The organism is Caloramator sp. ALD01, from assembly GCF_000472625.1.
GTDB classification, from domain to species: Bacteria; Bacillota; Clostridia; order Clostridiales; family Caloramatoraceae; genus Thermobrachium; species Thermobrachium proteoclasticum.
This window is the reverse complement of the sequence record NZ_AXAA01000009.1, coordinates 59798-80308: the sequence shown is the minus strand read 5'-3', so window position 1 is coordinate 80308 and position 20511 is coordinate 59798. Positions and strand designations below refer to the sequence as shown.

Sequence of the window (20511 nt, the reverse complement as noted above, 5' to 3'; positions counted from 1 at the left end):
AAAAATCATTACTCATATTCAAAAACAAATACATGTATTTAGTAGAAAAATGATAGCAGTATACACATAATAGTAAAATAAAAAAATAAATTACCTTAAAAATCCAAATAATATTTGGGTTTATTAAGTATACTCAAAAAAAGACCTAACGGTCTAAAATGCTATAATAAATGTAAATTTATTCATAAATAAAACAAAAATGGCAAGTAGAAACTTTTTTAAAGTTCACTTGCCGAATTTAAGATATAAAAAATGGAGAAGAATTTCAAATGGAAAATCCTAAATTAAGATGTTTAAGATTGTGGTTAGAAAATGAATTTCCGTTTGAAATAAAAAATGATAAAATGGAATTTAAATTACAAAAAAGAGATTCTAATGTTGTTATAAATGTTAATATCTTTGAAAAAGGTATATATCAAAATAAAAACTATATTCTTGCAAATTTTTTTGATTATATTAAAATTGATTATATATTAGCTAAACAAGAATATGATAAAAAATTATTCAATATTATTTTGGGTGAATTTGAAGTAGAGGTTACTTTTTCAATAGATATGATAAAGAATGGATATGAATTATATAAATTTTTAGATGGTGGTTGGCCAGCTTTTCATGATTCAACTATTAAAATTATTAATTACAATTCAGATAATACTATATTGCGATTTTATGATGCACTTCCTGATAATTATGTATTGGATTTAATAATAAATGAAATTATATTTGAAGATTATAGAGAGAAAACAATAGATTTTCTTGAAAATGGTAAAATTGTGAGTATTGAATTTTCTAAAAAAGAAGAGTACTTTGAAATAAAAATAGTACATTATAGTTATTTTGATAATAAAGATTGTGTTATAGATTACGAAGATGAAGTAATTATAAGATGTAAATGTATAGAATTTAGTTTTTATAAGTAAATTCGAATTATTCACCAAGTTGAACAACAGAATGATACGATAGATAGAAGCCTTGAGAAATCAGGGCTTTTTGCTTTTTGAATGGCAGCCATATCACATATAACTTATGAGTGAAACAAAAAAGATAAATTGCATATTGATATGCATACAAGTTGAAAAAAATAATTAAATATAATAATATAAGAATAAAAGAGATAATTTGTAATCAATATAAAATTGGTGTAATACAGAAAAATTAGTAGGTGAAAATATGAAGATACAAAATCCCCACGATAAATTTTTTAAAGAAACCTTTTCAGATATAGAGGTAGCAAAGGACTTTATAATAAACTATTTGCCACAGGAAATAGTAAGATTAATAGATTTAGAAACATTAGTACTACAAAAGGATAGCTTTATAAATGAAAAGCTACAGGAAGTATATTCAGATATGTTATTTAAGGTAAATATAAATAAAAGAGAAGGATATATATATTTTCTATTTGAACATAAAAGTTATGTAAGTAAACAAACAGCCCTGCAGCTATTGAGATATATGGTAGAGATATGGGAGATGAACATAAAGAAGGAGGGATTAGGTAAATTACCAATAATAATTCCTCTTGTAGTATATCATGGAAGTGAAAAATGGAACATAAGAAATGATTTAGGAACAATAATAGAAGGATATGATGAGTTAACAGAAGAAATTAAAAGATATATACCAAACTTTGAATATCTTTTATATGACATATCAAGATATAAAGATGAAGACATAAAGGGACAAGTACAGCTAAGAATAATGTTATCAATATTAAGAGATATATTTTTAGATGATGTAAATAGGATGAAAAAAACGATAGTAAATGCAGCAAGGTATTTAGTAGAACTTGAGGATAAACAAACAGCTTTACATTATTTTGAAACATATATGAGGTATATATTTAATTCATATCAACAAATAACAGAAAGAGATTTTCAGGAGATAACGAAGGACATAGAGAAAATATTTGTAGAGGGGAGTGAGTATGCTATGACATTGGCAGAAATGTTTAGACAGGAAGGAAGACAAGAAGGAAGACAAGAAGGAAGGCAAGAAGGAAGGCAAGAAGGAAGACAAGAAGGAGAAACAATAGCATTAGTGAAAACAACAATAAAATTATTAACAAAGAAATTTGGAATAATACCTAATGATTTAAAAATGAGACTACAAGAATTAGATGTAGCTACATTGGAAATTATAGTTGGAGATATATTAGATATGAAAACCATAGATGAAATAAATAAATATTTGAAGAAGTAATTTGAAACAAAAAATATATTTTGAAAAAGAAAATATTTACAGTTTTGGCGGGGATGGTGAGCTTATGCTAACTATCCTCGCTTCTTTGGTTCTTTGCCAATGTTGGGGCGGGTATTCGATTAGAATGCCTGTCCTTTCTTGTTTGAGAATGATTTTAGAAAGATAGGTTATATTGGTGAGAGTCCCCAACAAAAGAGGTTTTTGTCAATTGTCGCGGCAGGTATTCGGTTAGAATGCCTGTCTATTTTTATATTAGGATTAAAATTTTTCTTCACAAAATCTACACAAAACTCACATAAAATAATCACAACCTTAATTTACAATCAAAGTATAAGATAAGCCAATAAAATTTTTGAAAAAATAATTTTAAAAAAGGTGGTGGATTAAATGACAAAGATTAAGTCATTAGAGAAAAGAAGAAATATAAAAATTAGACTGTTTATACAAATATTCTTCTTTGCTACTATTTTATTGACAGCAATAAATGAATATCTTTCTAAAAAGAATATAACAATACCATTTATTTCAAAAGCCTCATTACACGGATTGTGTCCATTTGGTGGAGTAGTATCAATATATAAATTTGTAACAGAGGGAAGTTTTGTTCAAAAAATACATGAATCATCATTTGTTATGCTCGGAATAGCAGTATTTTTATCGATATTATTTGGACCTGTATTTTGTGGATGGGTATGTCCCTTAGGTTCAGTTCAAGAATGGATAGGAAAGCTTGGTAAAAAGATTTTTGGCAGAAGGTATAATACTTTTATACCTAATAAATTGGATAAAAAACTTAGATATTTAAGATACTTTACATTTGCTTGGATAGTATATGTTATAGGCAAAACAGGCAAATTATTATTTAATGACATCGACCCTTATTATGCACTATTTAATTTTTGGACAGGAGAGGTTAAAATACAAGCAATTATTTTATTGGTAGTAGTATTAGTATCATCACTTTTAATAGAAAGACCTTGGTGTAAGTATTTATGTCCCTTAGGTGGATTTTTAGGGTTATTCAATTTTATAAGTATATTTAAAATTAGGAGAAACAAAACTACATGTATTTCTTGTAAGGTATGTGATAAAGGTTGTCCTATGAATATTGTTGTTTCAGATAAAGATGTAATTAAAGACCATCAGTGTATTAGATGTTTAAAGTGTACTTCTGAGGTTAATTGTCCAGTTGATAATACTGTATTTTTAAGTACAAAGGGTGGTGAACTTAATGAAGATAAATAGTAGAATTATTGCACTAAGTATATTTATTATAATATTTGGAGGAGTTGGATTGGCAAAATTAACTGGAATGTGGAAAACAACCTCAACAAAGGTGCCAAGAAAGATTACTGAAGGCGAATCAGCAGGACAATTTAATCCAAATGATATAAAGGGCTCATATACATTTAAAGATGTTATTCATAATTTTGATATACCTGATGAAGATTTAGCTGAAGCATTTTTGATAGATAAAAGTCAAATTGATACATTCAAGTGTAAAGATTTAGAGGCAAACTATTCAGATACACAAGGGAAGGATATAGGAACAGGTGCTGTTAGAGCCTTTGTGGCATTTTATAAAGGAATAGATATAGATTTAACTGAAGAGACATATCTTCCAAAACAAGCTGTTGAAATAATATTAAAAAATGGTAAACCAACTAAGAAACAAATAGAATATATGAAGACACATAGTGTTGAAGTTGAGAAATAAATAAAAATTGTATTAAATACATTGCTTAGGGATGCATCAAAATCACATTTAAAAGTTATTCAAAATAATATTAAATAAAATAGAGCATGAAAATATCAAGTTAATGAAACAATTTAATACTTAATAGTTTATAACAGCAAAAAATTTTTTGTATAAAAACACAACCTTTCTTGTATCAACAGCATCCTCCAAAGACACATTGAACAACACAATGATACGATAGATAGAAGCCTTGAGAAATCAGGGCTTTTTGCTTTGTAGTGTAAATAGATTTAGAGGCGATGGGGTTTGAATAAAAACATATCACAAAAAAAAGGAAAGTAAGTGGAAATGAAGAATAAATTAAATAAGACATAATTTTATTTCTCCTTAGGAGGCATTATGTTTTTTTTATATATAAGATAAATCAAAGGGGAGATGAAATTCCAATATCATATAACTTAACAAAACTAAATGTTATAACAGGAGGAATTATGAGATTAAGTAAAAGAATTCATACTATAATGTGGATAGCTTTAATATTAATTATTTTATTATATGTTATACCAATACCAATAAATAAGACATTTGATGCTATAGAGATAAAACTTGACAATCCTTCCTATATTGTTCCTTGTAAAATTAAAGTTTACGGAAAATATTATAAGAATTTATTTACCGATGATTTTTTCAATGGTCATATTATTGTTTCTAATTATAAGCTTACAAATGAAAAAATGCGAAAAGTATATTTTTTAAAAGATGGTTGTCCTCTTGAATATTACTATGATACAGGACGATATGATAGTTATGGTTATAAAATTTATCAAGAATATATTCTTGGGCATTTATATTCAAAAACTTGGTTTCGTAGAATGACCATAAGTGTTTATAGAAATAATGCATTAAATAAAGAAGGAAATGGGAAAATTAATGGTGATTGGGGAGACTGGAGTACTATAGATGGATACTGCATTGTTACAAATGCAACTACCAGAGAAGAGGCCATAAATATATTATTGAAAAATAAAGTTATTCCGTAAATAAATTAATCATCAAAAATTGTGGTTTAACTATATATATAATATAAATGTGCAGCTTATTTTTGTAATAAATATATATGTAAGAAAAACAGACTAAATATTTATATAAATTTTAAGAAGAAGTCTATAATTAATATTTATGATAAGTTTCTAACAAAATACTTTAGTAACGATATGTTAGTTAAATCTTAAGAAAAGTATTTTATTAAGAAAAAATATGGGGGTAATATAAATGGGTAAATATTTAAAAAAGTTTAAACTTCTGGTTTTTATAAACTTAATTTTAGTTATATTAACTGCATCACTTGACTCATTGAAAGCAATGCTATTTAAAATTATTATAGATACAGCAACGAATGTTGGGAAGTTTACTTTCAAAGAAACTATACTGTTTTCGATGCTATTTTTAATAGCTTTATTTTTAGTTTCTTTTGCTTCAAAGAGATATATAGCAATTTTGAATAAAAATATTATTATTTCTTTAAAAAGCGATTTGATTGATAGTATTTTATTTTATAAAAATAAATTCATATCAGAACGAAATTCGGAAATATTATCAATCTTAATAAATGATGTTAGATTAATTGAAACAGATTATATTGCCAATATTACAAATTTACTTAAATTTACTATTCTTTTTATTGTGTCTTTATTCTTATTATTAAGAATAAATGTATGGCTTACTGTTTCAATTTTTGTTTTCGGTTGGTTACCATTACTAGTTCCTAAATTATTAAACAAGCACATTCAAATACAAAAAAATAATTTTTCAAGTTATAGTAACACTTTTGTTGAAAAAGTTAAGGAAATGCTGTATGGCTTTGAAGTTATAAAAGGATTTGGGATAGAAAAACGTGTATTTGATATGGTAAATAATGAAAATATATTGGTTGAAAATACAAAATGTAAATATACAAATCTTGAAGGTTTGAATGAGTCATTAACAGAAGTTTCAGGGATATTTATTTTTATTTTAAATATGATGGTAGCTGCATACTTTACGTTGAGAAAAGAAATAACATTAGGAGATATGATAGCTGCAGTTCAATTAATGAATTATATTATTGAACCTTTAATTTATATTTCCAAGATACGTGCAAAGATGAAATCAGTTAACCTGATTGTAGAAAAAATTATGAATATTATCAACAATAAAGAAGAGTATAGAGGTGAGGAAATAAACGAAAGTATTCAATTTATTGAGTTTTCAAATGTTAGCTTTGCTTACAAACCCAATATTAAAGTACTTGAAAATATTAATTGCATTTTTGAAAAGGGTAAGAAATATGCAATTGTTGGTACTAGTGGTAGCGGTAAATCTACATTAATGAAACTCATTATGATGTATTATGATAATTATCAAGGAGATATTTTAGTTAATAATAAACCTTTGAAAATATTTAATCCTATAGATTGGTTTAAAAAAATCTCTATAATACATCAGAGTGTTTTTCTTTTTAATGATACCATAAAAAATAATATAACTTTATATAAAGATTTTAATGAAGAAGATATTCAAAAAGTAATAGATATATGTGGATTAAGACATCTTATTAATAAACTTGAAAATGGAGTAAATGAGGTTGTAGGAGATAATGGAGCAAACTTATCTGGAGGAGAAAAACAAAGAATATCCATTGCAAGAGCACTACTAAGAAATTCAGAAGTTTTTCTTGTTGATGAAGCAACCTCAGGATTAGATAACATAATAGATAGAGAAGTTGAGGAAACTATATTAAAAATTAATAAAACAGTAATTGTAATTACGCATAGATATGATGAAGAAATTATGAAAAAATATGATAATATTATCGTTTTAAATAACGGAAAAATAGTTGAACAAGGAAGCTTTAATGATTTAATAAATTTACAAAAGGTATTTTATAGTTTATATAAAAGTGAAAAAATCAAAAGTGAACAAATCAATAACTCCAATACATAAATGATGAAATTGTGCAATTGTAATTTTACCGTTTTATTTTAGTTGTTTATAACTTATTAATGCTGTTTGTAAGATTTGGGTTGTACATTTAGAAATTAGGACTTTTTAATGACAGCAATATCACATATAATTTTTAGATTGGTGATATTGCTGTTTTTGTATTATTTTAGTGACGTAAATATAAACTTAGTTTAAAATAATTATAAAATAAAATAATATCTATAAGTATGAATGTAGTTTAAAAGGCGAATAGTGTAAAAATAATTCTATTAAAGCTAAATGTAGTAGATATATCACAATCTAAGAGTATGAGCTACAGAACTGTAATATGTTCAAGTCTATCATAAGGAATTAGTGAGATGGATAATGTAATATTTTCAGAGAATATATTGACAACATCAGGGAAGATGGCTTAATTTTAGGTTACAATGTTATTTGAACAAAGTTAATATAAAAAACATCGATTTTATATTAAAATCCTGTCCAACATTTTTGTATTGCTTCAATGTGATAGGGGAAATTATGTAATACATTTTTTAGTTATAAATAGGATGGAGGGGTATTATGTTTAATCTTTTGGGTACTATTGTAAATGCAATAGCTATTGTGGTTGGGAGTTTAGTAGGAATTTTTATCAAAAGGGGGCTTCCAGATAATATAAAGGAAACAGTGATGAAGGGGCTTGCACTTTGTGTGTTGTATTTGGGGTTTTCAGGAACATTAAAGGGCAATAATCCACTTTTAATGATTTTGAGTATTGTAATTGGTGGAGTTGTTGGAGAAGCAATTGATATTGATAAGGCGATTACAAAATTAGGCAACAATATAGAAAAAAGATTTAAGGGCGGAGAGAGTAAAATTTCACAAGGTTTTGTTGCTTCAAGTTTATTGTTTTGTGTAGGTTCAATGGCAATTGTCGGTTCTTTAGAAAGTGGACTTACAGGTAATCATCAGATGCTGTATGCAAAATCAATATTAGATGGTGTAAGTTCTATTATTTTTTCGTCAACATTAGGAATAGGAGTTATGATTTCAGCTATATCAGTATTTATTTACCAAGGGTTTATAACTATTTGTGCAGCTTTGCTCAAAGGCATTTTACTTGAAACCGTAGTTGCTAATATGACAGCCATTGGTAGTTTACTTATAATAGGTATAGGTCTAAATATGCTTGGTATTACAAAAATAAAGGTAGCAAATTTACTCCCAGCAGTATTTATCCCTATAATATATCAATTATTTATAAGATAAAAGGAGGACAAAAGATGAGAGTTAGTAAATTATTTATGCCAACACTAAGGGAAGTTCCATCAGAGGCTGAAATAGCAAGTCATCAATTGATGTTAAGGGCAGCACTTATTAGAAAGTTAGCTTCAGGTGTATATAATTTTCTTCCTTTAGGACTTAGAGTATTAAGAAAAATAGAAGAGGTTGTTAGACAGGAAATGAATAGAGAAGGTGCACAGGAAATTTTATGTTCAGCTCTTCTACCTTCAGAATTGTGGAAAGAATCGGGAAGATGGGATGTTTTCGGCCCTGAAATGTTTAAACTTATAGATAGAAATGATAGAGAATTTTGTTTAGGGCCAACTCATGAGGAAATATTTACAGATATTATTAGAAATGAAATAAAGTCATATAAGGATATGCCATTAAATCTATATCAAATTCAAACAAAATATAGAGACGAAAGAAGACCAAGATTTGGAGTAATGAGAAGTAGAGAATTCATAATGAAGGACGCATATAGCTTTGATACTTCTTGGGAAGGTTTAGACGAGTCATTTAATAAGATGTATAGGGCCTATAATAAAATTTTTGAAAGATGTGGATTGGATTTTAAAGCAGTTGAAGCAGATACAGGTGCTATGGGTGGGACAGGTTCAATGGAGTTTATGGTTAAATCAGATATAGGAGAGGCAGAAGTAGTATTTTGTACATCGTGTGATTATGCAGCAAATGTTGAAAAGGCTCCAACCTTTGAAGCTGAAATCTTAAGCAGTGAGGATATGAAAAATATAGAAAAGGTTGAAACACCAAATGTAAGAACAATAGAAGAATTAGTAAAGTTTTTTAATACAACTTCAGAAAAGTTTGCCAAAACCTTGATATATAAAGCCGATGATAAAGTTGTTGCAGTTATGGTTAGAGGAGATAGGGATGTAAATGAAACAAAGGTTATCAACCAATTAAAGTGTATAAACTTTGAAATGGCAGATGCAGAAACAGTTAAAAGAGTAACAGGTGCAGACGTTGGCTTTGCAGGTCCTATTGGAATAAAAGTAGATGAGCTATTGATAGATTATGAAGTTAAAAACACAAAAAATATGATTGTTGGTGCAAATGAAACAGGATACCATATCATTAATGCTAATTTTGGAAGAGACTTTAATGGTATAGTTGGTGATTTTAGAAATATAACACAAGGTGATAGATGTCCTAAATGCGGTGGAAGTATAGCAATAAATAGGGGGATAGAAGTTGGACATATTTTTAAGTTAGGAACAAAGTATTCTGAAAAGATGAATGCAACATTTGTTGATGAAAAGGGAGAACAAAAACCAATTATTATGGGTTGCTATGGAATAGGAATCAATAGAACAATGGCTGCAATAATTGAACAAAATCATGATGAAAAGGGAATTATATGGCCAATTTCTATTGCACCTTATACAGTAATAGTTGTACCTGTTTCTATGAAGGATGATGAACAAGTGAAGGTAGCAGAGGAGATTTATAATAAGTTAAATGATATGGGTGTTGAAACTTTAATTGATGATAGAGATGAAAGAGCAGGAGTTAAATTTAACGATGCTGACCTAATTGGTATTCCAATTAGAATAACTGTTGGAAAGAAAATTAAAGATGGCATAGTTGAGTTTAAACTTAGAAATTCAAGTGAAGTAATAGATATTAAGGTTGAGGATATCTATAATAGGGTACTTGAGGTAATTAAAGAAAATATAAAGTAAAATTGTTTGGAAATTATAAAAAACAAGAAGGAGAAGGGTATGGAAAAAAGTATACATATTTTAATTTGTGATGATAATCAAGCCATTCACGATACAATTGGTGCTTATATAAAGGCTGAAGGTATGACATATTCTTCAGCCTTTGATGGATTGGAAGCACTTGAAATTTTCAAAAAAGAAAAACCTGATTTTGTTATATTAGATATAATGATGCCTAAAATGTTTGGTACGGAAGTATGTAAGGAGATAAGAAAAATAAGTGATGTACCAATCTTAATGTTAACTGCAAAGGGAGAGGAGATAGATAGAATTGTTGGACTTGAAATTGGTGCTGACGATTATGTAGTAAAACCATTTTCACCAAGGGAAGTTGTTACAAGGGTAAAGACTATTTTAAAGAGATATCAAGCAAACAATAAAGAAATAAAAGAAAATAAGAAAGTTGTTAAAGTTGATAATTTAGTTGTAGATTTGGAAAAATATACAATAGAAATAGACAATCATCCTATAGATGCAACACCTAAAGAAATTGAGATTTTGTATCTACTTGCAAGTAATATAGGTAAAGTATTTACAAGAGAACAAATTTTATCAACAATATGGGGATATGATTATTTTGGTGATACAAGGGCAGTAGATACGCATATAAAAAGGTTAAGAAAAAAATTACCTGAAAGTGGTGTTAGTTGGGGAATTAAATCTATTTATGGAGTAGGATATAAATTTGAGGTGCAAAGATGAAAAAAAGTTTATTTAATCGATTATTTATTAATATAACTTTAATATTAGTAATTGTTTTTTCTATATCTTTGTTTGTAGGTAGATTTGTAATTGAAAAATACTATATTAATATTAAAGTAGATGAACTAAAACCTGAATTACAAAACATAATTGATGAAATTAATAGTAAAGGGAAAAGTAATGTTAATCTCAATAGATTACCTTTTATTGTGAAAGCTTATGATATTTATAAAAATGAGATGAATGTTTTTGAGAATCCATTTAAATCAATTGAGGAATATGGTGAAGATAAAGAACCATATTTTGAAGACAATATAAAAAAGTCAATAGAACCATTTATGAATGAAGTTTTTTCAGGTGAGGAGATTAAAAAAATAACCAATCTAGAAGCAATTGAAGGAACATCCATTGTTTTAGGAATACCTATTAAAAAAGATGGACAAATAATAGGGGGAGTGTTTTTATTAAAACCTGTTAGTGATTATATATCTGCATTAAATGGATTTAATATGGTATTTTTATTTATGAGTATATTGATATTAGTTATAATATTAATCTTATTATATTTCTCTATAAAACCACTTATAATTCCACTTAAAGATATGGCTTATAGTGCAAAAAAAATGGCACAGGGAGATTATAGTGTAAGGATACAAGAAAAAGGATATGGAGAAGTTGAAGAATTAGCAAACAGTTTTAATATTCTTGCTATTAATTTAGAAGAAGCATCTAAGTTGGCAGAGGGGCTTGAAAAAACCAGGAGGGAGTATGTAGCTAATATTTCACACGAATTAAGAACTCCAATAGCTTCTTTAAGAGCCATGAGTGAAACATTATTGGATGGAATGATTAATGATGAGCAAGAAAAACAAAGATACTATCAAATAATGCTGACAGAGTCTATAAGATTGCAAAGATTAATAAATGATATGTTAGAACTTTCAAAACTTCAATCAGGTAATGCATATTTAGAAAAGAGTACAGTAGACATATCAAAACTAATAAATTTAGTTTACCAAAAATTTGCTGGTATTGCAGATGATTTAGGAATCGAATTAAAATTAAAAAATGATATAAAAAATTTGCCTTTAACATACACAAATTCTGAAAGAATAGAACAGGTTTTGATTATTTTATTAGATAATGCTTTTAAATTTACCCAAGAAGGTGGTGTAGTTACTATTTCCTCAAATATAGATAATGAAAAGGTAATCATTAGTGTTGAAGATACAGGGGAAGGGATTAAGAAGGAGGATATTCCATATATATTTGAAAGATTTTACAAAGCAGATAAATCCAGAACAACACAGGGTACAGGATTAGGCCTTGCGATAGCAAAGCAAATAATAGAGGCATTGGGTGAAAAAATTTGGGTTGAGTCTACAGTAGGAAAGGGTACTAAATTTAGTTTTACAATAGGAATAAAAAAATAATTTCCTTTTTAAATCAAATTACCGCCATTTTTTTGCCACAATTATATCTTATACTTAAAACATCAAGAGGAAAACAACAAGAAAATGGAGGTAATAAAATGAAAAAGTTAACTGTTTTAACATTAGGATTAGTATTAACAATTTCAACTTTAGCAGGTTGTGCTAAAACATCACAAAACAATTCAACAAATAATACAAATACAGCTCAAACTCAACAAGGAGCTCCACAAGGAGGAAGACCTATGGGTGGAGGATTAGGTGGTCAATCTATAGATACATCAAAGTACACAAAAAAGTATCTAGATATAGCTTATGCAAATAAGTCACAGAGCCAAAAATTAGACATATATCTACCAAATGAAGGGGATGGACCATTCCCAGTAATCATTGCAATACATGGCGGAGCATTTAAAATGGGAAATAAAACAGGTGGAGATTTAGCCGCTATGTTTGAAGGATTAAATAGAGGATATGCAGTTGTTTCTGTTGATTATAGATTATCAGGAGAGGCTACATTCCCAGCAGCTGTAAATGATATAAAGGCAGCAATAAGATTTATAAGGCAAAATGCTTCAAAATACAATTTAAATCCTGATAAGATAGCACTTTGGGGAGATTCAGCAGGTGGAAACTTGGCATCAATTGCAGGAACTACAGGAGGTACAAATGAACTTTATGATACTTCATTAGGATATGCAGATGTTTCAGATGATGTAACTGCAGTTGTTGATTGGTTTGGACCAATTAATTTCTTAGAAATGGATAGCCAGTTTGAGGAATCAGGCATAACACCAAGGTTTGGCAAAACAAGCAGTGAATCTTCACCTGAATCTGCATATATTGGAAAGCTAATCACAGAAGCTAAAGACCTTGTTGCAAAGGCAAACCCAGAAACATATATATCAGCTGACGACCCAGCATTCTTTATAGAACATGGGACACAAGATGCAAATGTACCAGTACAACAATCAATTAATTTCGCACAAAAATTACAATCAGTTTTAGGAAAAGATAAGGTTGAACTTGTTCTTTTAGATGGTGCATCACACGGTGGTCCACAATTTGAAGAAAAGAGTAATTTAGATAAGGTATTTGCATTCCTTGATAAGTATATGAAGTAAATATTAAAATTCATATAAATTGTTGAATATTATATATTATAAAAGGGCAGTTAGCTAATGATAGCTGTCCTTTTATATTTTATCTTAATTAAATTAATAAGTAGTATTTACTTTTGTGTGAAAATAGTTCATATATATAGTTAGTTTTAAAAGATTGAAAAAAATTTGACTGCGTGGTAAAATTTCAACAAGAAGAAAAAATTTATTAAAAGTTTTTTAAAATATACATAAAATATAAAAAAACATTTATATTAAAACATTATTTTAAAAGAAGAGAGAGGATAAAATGGCAGTAAAAATTTTGACGGATAGTACAAGTTATTTAAGTGAAGAAATCTGCAGAGAATTAGACATCAAAAAAATTTCACTTAGTGTATCTTGGAATGATATGAGTGTGAAGGAAGTTGATATCAATAATGAAGATTTTTATCGTATGATGGAAGAAAAGGGAATACCTAAGTCTTCACAGCCTTCCATCGGAGAAATGTTAGAGGAAATGAAAAGGGTTGTAGCCAATGGAGATAGCCTTGTTTGCATATTTCTTTCATCAGAAATGAGCGGCACATATTCATCTGCACTTATGGTAAAAGATATGGTGCTTGAAGAATATAAGGATGCCCAAATAGAAATTATTGATTCAAGGTCAAATTGTATGCAGCTTGGTTTTGCAGCAATAGTTGGTGCAAGAGCTGCAAAGGAAGGCAAAACACTAAATGAGGTTGTTGAATTAGTTAAGCAAAACTTAAGACGAAGCAGATTCCTATTTATCCCAGATAATCTTGAATATTTGAAAAAAGGTGGTAGAATAGGTGGTGCCAAAGCACTTATAGGAAATCTTTTAAAGATTATTCCAATATTAACAGTTGAGGATGGAAAAACCGCAATTCTAACTAAGGTTAGAACGAAGAAAAATGCTGTATCTGCAATGATAGATAAGTTGGTTAAGGATAGTTCTATTTATGGTCTTAAGGAAATAGTTGTTCATCATATCAATTGCTATTCAGAGGCATTAGACCTTTCAAAATTGATAGAAGAAAAGCTTGGAGTTAAAGCTGATATTGTAGATATTGGCCCTGTAATTGGACTACACGTAGGTCCAGGTGCAATAGGGTTTGTTTACTATACTGAAAAGGATATGAGATAATATCAATAATATGTTAAAAAGCCTTGTTTTTTCAAGGCTTTTTATTTTATAGAAATGTTTATATTGTTTATGTCTTATTTAAAAACTAATTTTTCTTGAAATAATATTTATAAAGTAATATAATTATTAACAAATAATAATTTTCTAAAGAGGTGTTTTGTATGGAGTTTTATGATAAGTTGATGACATATTTAGAAAAAGAAGATAAAGAATCAGCAGTAGAGTATGCAATAAATCTATTGAGTGAAGGGAAGATTGATATTCTTACGCTTTATAGGGACATATTATCACCAAGTTTAAATAATATGTTTTGTAATGTAGATGAAAAGGAAGTATGTGTTTGGAGGGAACACGTTAGAAGTTCAATTGTAAGAACTATAATAGAATGTGCATATCCCTTTGTTATAAAGGAAAGAGAAAAAAGAGGAGTGAAAAGAAGAAATGAAAGTGTAATTGTAGTTTGTCCGCAGGAGGAATATCACGAAATAGGTCCAAGAATGGTGGCAGATTTTTTTACACTACTTGGGTTTGACACAGTATTTGTAGGAGCCAATACCCCAAAGGAGGATTTTGCTTCTGCAATAAATGTAATAAAGCCTAAGTATGTAGTAATTAGTGTTACAAATTATTACAATATAGTGAATGCTGAAAGGGCAATAAAAAGATTAAAAGAAAAGGCAAATTATGATTTAAAAATAATAGTTGGAGGACACGCATTTAAATCAAATAAAGAAGTTTATAAAAAAATAGGTGCAGATTATCTTTTAGATACATTTGAAGAAATAGAGGCATTTACAAAGGAGGAACAAAAATGAGATTACCATTTAAAATAGCAAATAGGTTTTTATGGTCAAACAAGGCACAAACTGCTCTTATTGCATTAGGAATAGCAGTAGGTGTTGCAGTCCAGATATTTATAGGTTCTCTTATAACAGGACTTCAAGAAAGTTTAATAAATAAAACAGTTGGTAATTCACCACACGTAAAAATAATATCTGAAGATAAGTATTTTAAATTAGATGAGGTTGATTTAGATCAAATAAAAAAGATTGATGATAATATAAATGCAGTTTCCTATTCTTTAGATGTTCCTGCACTTATTTCAAAGGGAGATAAAAATACTTCAATTTTATTAAGAGGGTTTGATTTAGAAAGAGCAGATAAGATATATAATATAAAAAATAGGATTATTGATGGAAAAGCTTTTTGGGGAGATAAGGTAAATTTAGGTAAAGATTTGGCTAAGGAGTTTGATATCAAAGTTGGAGATAAAATAAATATAATAACTTCAGATGGTAAAAGCAAGGAATTTGAGGTAGCTGGTGTTTATGATTTTAAGGTATCAAGTTTAAATAAGTCTTGGATTATTCTAAACGTCTCATCTCTACAAGAATTTATAAATAACAATAACATTTCATCAGTGGAGATTAAGGTTGATGATATATTTAGTGCAGACTTAGTAGCAGAAAATATAAAAAACAATTTATCTTCAAATTTAAAGGTAACAAATTGGAAACAGGAAAATGAGGAGCTTTTAAGTGGACTTAAGGGACAGAGTATATCAAGTACAATGATACAGGTGTTTGTTTTAATCGCTGTAGTTTTAGGGATAGCAAGTGTACTTGCTATAACAGTGCTTCAAAAGTCAAAACAAATAGGTATATTAAAGGCTATGGGGATTAAAGATAGACAAGCAAGCTATATATTCTTATTTCAAGGTTTAATGCTTGGAGTTTTAGGAGGAATCTTAGGTTCAGCTTTAGGATTAGGTCTTTTATATTCATTTAGCAAATTTGCAGTTAACAAAGATGGTACACCTGTTGTTGAGGTATCCATAAAATATGGTTTTATAGTATTTTCAGCATTTACAGCAATATTATCAGCAGGATTTGCATCTTTAATTCCTGCAGTTAAATCATCAAAGTTAAATCCAATTGAGGTGATAAAGAATGGCTAATGTAATAGAACTTAAAAATATAAATAAAATATATGGGAAAATAATAAAAAATCAAGTACTATATGATGTTAATTTATCCTTTAAAGAAGGAACATTTAATTCTATAATAGGTGCATCAGGCAGTGGGAAAAGTACAATACTAAATATAATGGGTACACTTGATAAACCAACAAGTGGAGAAGTTTATATAGATGGTAAAAGAACAGATTTGATGAGTAAAAATGAACTTGCTGAGGTTAGAAATAAAAAGATTGGTTTTATATTTCAATTTCATTATCTTTTGCCTGAGTTTACTGCATTGGAAAATGTTTTAATGCCATATTTAATAAAGGAAGGCAAAGCTCCAAAGGATGTTGTAAAAAGAGCAGAGGAATTACTTGAATTAGTTGGATTAACAAAAGTAAAGAATAATAAGGCTACTAATATGTCAGGTGGACAGCAACAGAGAACAGCAATAGCACGTGCCTTAATCAATAATCCCAAAATAATATTAGCAGATGAACCAACAGGTAACTTAGATTCAGAATCTACCGAAGCTGTTTATGAGATAATGAGGGATATTAATAAAAAAATGGGTACAACGTTTATAGTGATAACACACGACAGGAGAATAGCAGAAAAGGCTGATAGGATAGTTGAAATTAAAGATGGAAGGGTATATATGGATATAGTTAGATAAAAATATTAAATTTGTTAACCTCAAAATATTATTAAGTCTATTTATAATTTTGTATTATTTTATATTTTAAATTCTAAAAAATTACCCGCGAAATCTAATCTCCTTTTAGTGAGGTGATATAATGAGTTTTTCTAAATTTAGTCCAGTAATATTAGCATTATTTGGGACACTTTTTACTTGGTTTTTAACAGCTTTAGGGTCTGGGATGGTTTTTATATTTAAAGAACTCAATAGAAAAGTATTAGATGGAATGCTTGGATTTGCAGCAGGAGTTATGATTGCTGCAAGCTTTTGGTCTCTTTTAAATCCAGCCATTGAAATGGCTGAGAGTATGGGAATTATTCCTTGGCTTCCTGCTGTTGTAGGATTTTTATTAGGAGGCTTATTTTTAAGAGCAGTAGATATGTTTATGCCACATCTACATATGTTTTCAGATGAGGCAGAGGGGATAAAGACAAGCTTAAAAAGAAGCATACTTCTTGTACTTGCTATAACACTGCACAACATTCCAGAAGGGCTTGCGGTTGGAGTTGCCTTTGGTGCCTTAAATAATGGAGATGTATCGGCTAATTTGGCAGGGGCGATTGCACTTGCAATAGGAATTGGGCTTCAAAACTTTCCAGAGGGAGCAGCAGTTTCTATTCCACTTAGAAGAGAAGGACTATCACGATTTAAAAGTTTTATGTATGGTCAGGCATCTGGGGTAGTAGAGCCAATTGCAGCTGTTATTGGTGCATCTTTAGTTGTCTATATGAAGGGTATATTACCCTATGCATTATCCTTTGCAGCGGGTGCAATGATATTTGTAGTTGTTGAGGAACTTATTCCAGAATCACAGGCAGGGGAACATACGCATATAGCCACATTAGGAACTATGATAGGATTTGCTGTTATGATGCTTTTAGATGTGGCTTTAGGATAAAATATGATTACGTAATAAGAGTTGGGATATATACCCAACTTTTTAATTTTAAGATCATTCATATCTCTTATAACATATTAATTTAGGGAAATAATTTAAAATGACTGTACTTAATTAAGAGTTTAGTAAATATTTATATAATATGAATTAAATTTTTGTGGGGGAGTTTTATGTCAGAGAACCTAAGAGGTATGACAGAGATAGTATTCAATATTACGTATTTATTCTTAATATGGTTAATGGTTATAAAGATGAAATTAAACAAAGTAAAATTACAAGATAAGCAGCAAAAAGTGGGGGGATATTTGCTTTTAGCGTTCTTTTTACTTGCTCTTGGAGATACAGGACACGTTGGATTTAGAGCATATGCATATATGTTAGGGGGAATAGAAAAGTATTCAGTATTAGTTGGATATGGTGCCTTAGCAACAGCTATTACGGTAACATTATTTTACATTGTTTTTCTATATGTTTGGAGATATAGATTTAACAAGGAATTTGGAATATTTCACTATTTTTTAATAGCTTTAGGTCTTTTAAGAATATTTATTTTATTTTTACCTCAAAATAATTGGTCAAGTTTAAACCAGCCATATATTTGGTCTCTTATAAGAAATATCCCTCTTACAATTCAAGGCCTAAGTGTTGCATTTTTAATGTATATTGATGCACAAAAGACTAAAGATATAACCTTTAGGTGGATAAGTATTATGATTTTTGTATCTTACATCTGTTATATACCTGTAATACTTTTTAACAATATTAATCCTATGATAGGTTTATTGATGATACCAAAGACAATTGCATATCTTTTAGCAGGATATATAGGTTATAGAGGAGTATATATAAAATCATATAGATATTAATGAATTATGTTAAAATTAAAATGAAAAGGGATGGTGTTAAAATGGTTGATTCTCTACTTAGAACTATTGAAGATAGTGCCAACAAGCTTATATATAGCAATAGTAATTATCAAAAAAATAGTTGGCACAAATTGTCTGGAGATATAGCAGTTAGAGTTTTAGCAGAATTTTTAGGGCACGAAATTGATTCAACAAAAGAAGTTAGCCAGCCTAATGCATTTATTGAAGGCTGCTCAACTGAATTTGATTTATTAATTGTTAAAAAAGGTTCAAAACCAATTTATTATAGTAATTGCTACAAATCGGATGATGTTTTTGCTGCTTTAGAGGTAAAACATAAGGGTATATTTAGTGTATCTGATGCACAAAAAATAAAGGATAATTTTGATAGAGCAAAAAACCTGTTCCCGCATATTAATTTTATTTATGTTACTATTTCTGAACGTGCAAGTGTAAAAAATCCAGCAAGTATAAACTATTTTGATGTAACATTAAAAACCTTAAATCCATATCCTGCTTATTGTTTTTATGATAATGCAACAAAAACAATAAGAAAAAAGGATTGGGATGATTTTATCAGACAGTTGAAATAGTATTTTTTTAGAATTTATTATAGATTCCTTCTTAGTTTATTTAAAAATTATAGCTGAGAAGGAATTTTTTGATAGTTTATATGCTATAAATTAAAGTATTAACAAAAATATAAATAGATAAAAATTCATTATATTGAAGGAATAATAAATTTTTACATGAATATATATTGATAAAAGTATATAAATAAATTTATATTAAATAATTTTTAACTAAAACAAGAAATGTACCTTATAAAATTAAGGGATGGAGGGGGTAATGTGAGGATTGAGGAATTTACATTTAAAGATAAGCAGAATGTAGAAATTTTTACATACAAGTGGCTTCCAGATGAGGATAAAAGGATTAAAGGTGTAATTCAGATAGCACACGGAATGGCTGAAACGGCTGCAAGATATGAGAGATTTGCAGAATTTATAACTAACGAAGGGTATGTAGTATACGCAAATGACCATAGGGGGCACGGTAAAACAGCTAAATGTATTGAAAATGTCGGATATATAGGCAGAGATGGATTCTACTGGATGATAGAGGATATGAAGCAACTAAATGATATTATTAAAAAAGAATATGCTAATATTCCAGTATATTTAATGGGACATAGTATGGGATCATTCCTTTCACAGGGATATATTCAAAAGTATGGCGATAGTATAGATGGAGTAATTTTATCAGGAACTGCAGGTAAACAGGGATTTTTATTGGAATTTGGAATACTTATTGCAAAACTTGAGATGAAAAGAAAAGGTGAGAGATGGCAGAGTAACTTATTAAATAAACTATCCTTTGGAAATTATAATAAATCATTTAAGCCCACAAAAACAAATTTTGATTGGCTAAGTAGTGATGAAAAAGAGGTAGAAAAATACATAAATGACCCATTTTGTGGAACTGTATTTACATCAAGCTTTTTTTACGACTTTTTAAAGGGACTCAAGATGATACATCAAAATTGTAATATGTCTAAAATACCAAAGGACTTACCTATTTATATTTTTGCAGATGAACTTGATCCAGTAGGAAATAAGTGTAAATCGATTATATGGTTGATAGAAAGATATAAAAAATTAGGAATCAAGGATATAGAGTATAAGTTCTATAAAAATGGAAGACACGAGATGCTAAATGAAATTAACCGTGATGAAGTTATGAGGGATATTTTAATATGGCTTGAATCACATAAAAATAAGTGATATGGTTGT

General features: G+C 28.6%; 19 protein-coding genes. All 19 read left to right on the top strand.

The features are described 5' to 3' along the window. Window positions 1-269 precede the first annotated feature (269 nt). Window positions 270-920: a hypothetical protein gene (locus tag A3M9_RS0106300; RefSeq protein ID WP_027308471.1), complete on the top strand. Its 651-nt coding sequence runs from the start codon at window positions 270-272 to the stop codon at window positions 918-920. A gap of 250 nt (window positions 921-1170) precedes the next feature. Then, window positions 1171-2202 (top strand): Rpn family recombination-promoting nuclease/putative transposase, encoded by a 1032-nt coding sequence (locus A3M9_RS0106295; protein ID WP_027308470.1) that lies wholly within the window; start codon window positions 1171-1173, stop codon window positions 2200-2202. A 387-nt stretch (window positions 2203-2589) separates the two neighbouring features. Then, window positions 2590-3447, top strand: coding sequence for a 4Fe-4S binding protein (locus A3M9_RS0106290; RefSeq protein ID WP_027308469.1), 858 nt, complete (start codon window positions 2590-2592; stop codon window positions 3445-3447). Continuing rightward, entirely contained in the window at window positions 3434-3919 is a 486-nt protein-coding gene (locus A3M9_RS0106285; protein WP_027308468.1) for a hypothetical protein, read from the top strand. Before A3M9_RS0106290 ends, A3M9_RS0106285 begins: the two co-directional genes overlap by 14 nt. Before the next feature lie 473 nt (window positions 3920-4392). Next, window positions 4393-4941: a hypothetical protein gene (locus tag A3M9_RS0106280; RefSeq protein ID WP_027308467.1), complete on the top strand. Its 549-nt coding sequence runs from the start codon at window positions 4393-4395 to the stop codon at window positions 4939-4941. A 232-nt stretch (window positions 4942-5173) separates the two neighbouring features. Beyond that, window positions 5174-6883, top strand: coding sequence for an ABC transporter ATP-binding protein (locus A3M9_RS0106275; RefSeq protein WP_027308466.1), 1710 nt, complete (start codon window positions 5174-5176; stop codon window positions 6881-6883). A 564-nt stretch (window positions 6884-7447) separates the two neighbouring features. Beyond that, window positions 7448-8134 (top strand): DUF554 domain-containing protein, encoded by a 687-nt coding sequence (locus tag A3M9_RS0106270; protein WP_035165981.1) that lies wholly within the window; start codon window positions 7448-7450, stop codon window positions 8132-8134. Between the two features lie 14 nt (window positions 8135-8148). Beyond that, window positions 8149-9855, top strand: coding sequence for a proline--tRNA ligase (locus A3M9_RS0106265; protein ID WP_027308464.1), 1707 nt, complete (start codon window positions 8149-8151; stop codon window positions 9853-9855). 39 nt (window positions 9856-9894) lie between these two features. Further along, window positions 9895-10596, top strand: coding sequence for a response regulator transcription factor (locus A3M9_RS0106260; protein WP_027308463.1), 702 nt, complete (start codon window positions 9895-9897; stop codon window positions 10594-10596). Continuing rightward, window positions 10593-12029, top strand: coding sequence for a cell wall metabolism sensor histidine kinase WalK (locus A3M9_RS0106255; protein ID WP_027308462.1), 1437 nt, complete (start codon window positions 10593-10595; stop codon window positions 12027-12029). Before A3M9_RS0106260 ends, A3M9_RS0106255 begins: the two co-directional genes overlap by 4 nt. 98 nt (window positions 12030-12127) lie before the next feature. Then, the gene (locus A3M9_RS0106250; protein WP_198011942.1) at window positions 12128-13150 is read left to right on the top strand and encodes an alpha/beta hydrolase; all 1023 of its coding nucleotides are present in this window, start codon (window positions 12128-12130) and stop codon (window positions 13148-13150) included. A 286-nt stretch (window positions 13151-13436) separates the two neighbouring features. Further along, entirely contained in the window at window positions 13437-14294 is an 858-nt protein-coding gene (locus tag A3M9_RS0106245) for a DegV family protein (RefSeq protein ID WP_027308460.1), read from the top strand. 161 nt (window positions 14295-14455) lie between these two features. Beyond that, entirely contained in the window at window positions 14456-15109 is a 654-nt protein-coding gene (locus A3M9_RS0106240; protein WP_027308459.1) for a B12-binding domain-containing protein, read from the top strand. Then, a complete protein-coding gene (locus tag A3M9_RS0106235) occupies window positions 15106-16251 on the top strand; it encodes an ABC transporter permease (protein WP_027308458.1) in 1146 nt (381 codons plus the stop codon). Before A3M9_RS0106240 ends, A3M9_RS0106235 begins: the two co-directional genes overlap by 4 nt. After that, complete coding sequence (locus A3M9_RS0106230) at window positions 16244-16930, top strand: ABC transporter ATP-binding protein (protein ID WP_027308457.1); 687 nt, start codon at window positions 16244-16246, stop codon at window positions 16928-16930. Before A3M9_RS0106235 ends, A3M9_RS0106230 begins: the two co-directional genes overlap by 8 nt. A gap of 121 nt (window positions 16931-17051) precedes the next feature. After that, a complete protein-coding gene (locus A3M9_RS0106225) occupies window positions 17052-17852 on the top strand; it encodes a ZIP family metal transporter (RefSeq protein ID WP_027308456.1) in 801 nt (266 codons plus the stop codon). Window positions 17853-18022: 170 nt separating this feature from the next. Beyond that, window positions 18023-18718: a hypothetical protein gene (locus A3M9_RS0106220; RefSeq protein ID WP_027308455.1), complete on the top strand. Its 696-nt coding sequence runs from the start codon at window positions 18023-18025 to the stop codon at window positions 18716-18718. 41 nt (window positions 18719-18759) lie between these two features. Continuing rightward, on the top strand, window positions 18760-19311 hold the full coding sequence (locus A3M9_RS0106215) for a hypothetical protein (RefSeq protein ID WP_156897879.1): 552 nt from the start codon (window positions 18760-18762) through the stop codon (window positions 19309-19311). Between the two features lie 258 nt (window positions 19312-19569). Then, window positions 19570-20502 carry an alpha/beta hydrolase gene (locus A3M9_RS0106210; RefSeq protein ID WP_027308453.1) on the top strand — a complete coding sequence of 311 codons (933 nt, stop codon included), beginning with the start codon at window positions 19570-19572 and terminating at the stop codon, window positions 20500-20502. The last annotated feature ends 9 nt before the right edge of the window (window positions 20503-20511 follow it).